The sequence below is a fragment of the Pseudomonas sp. UM16 genome, assembly GCF_050312595.1.
Lineage (GTDB): Bacteria > Pseudomonadota > Gammaproteobacteria > Pseudomonadales > Pseudomonadaceae > Aquipseudomonas.
In genome coordinates this window covers 1-392 of record NZ_JBNPJT010000077.1, presented here as the reverse complement: position 1 = coordinate 392, position 392 = coordinate 1, and the positions used below count along the sequence as shown (strand labels likewise).

The window sequence follows — 392 nt, the reverse complement described above, 5'->3', positions numbered from 1 at the left end:
CATGAACCCCACCTATCCAGCCCTTGGGTAGCCGGTTACTGTGGCATCTCTGGCGAGCAGTTCCACGGCAGCAGCGCTTCGTAGTCTGCTACCGACGAGGCATGCGGCAGCCGCTCCAGTACGTGGCGCAGCCACGTATAGGGCTCCTGGCCGTTGACCTTGGCGGTCTCGACCAAGCTGTAGATCTGCGCGCTAGCCGTGGCACCTTTGGGCGTGTCGCTGAACAGCCAGGCTTTGCGCCCAATGACAAACGGCTTTATCGCACGCTCCGCCAGGTTGTTGTCGATCGGCAAATGGCCGGCCTCGACATAGCGTTCCAGCCGACTCCAGTTGTTCGCCAGGTAGTGCACCGCCTTGCCCAAAACACTTTGCGGTGTGACTTGGGATTGCGT

General features: G+C 61.0%; 1 protein-coding gene. It reads right to left on the bottom strand.

What is annotated here, in order from left to right; genetic code table 11:
- Positions 1-35 precede the first annotated feature (35 nt).
- The coding region (locus ACQRAX_RS25635) for an IS66 family transposase (RefSeq protein WP_427867790.1) at positions 36-392 on the bottom strand (357 nt) is incomplete at its 5' end.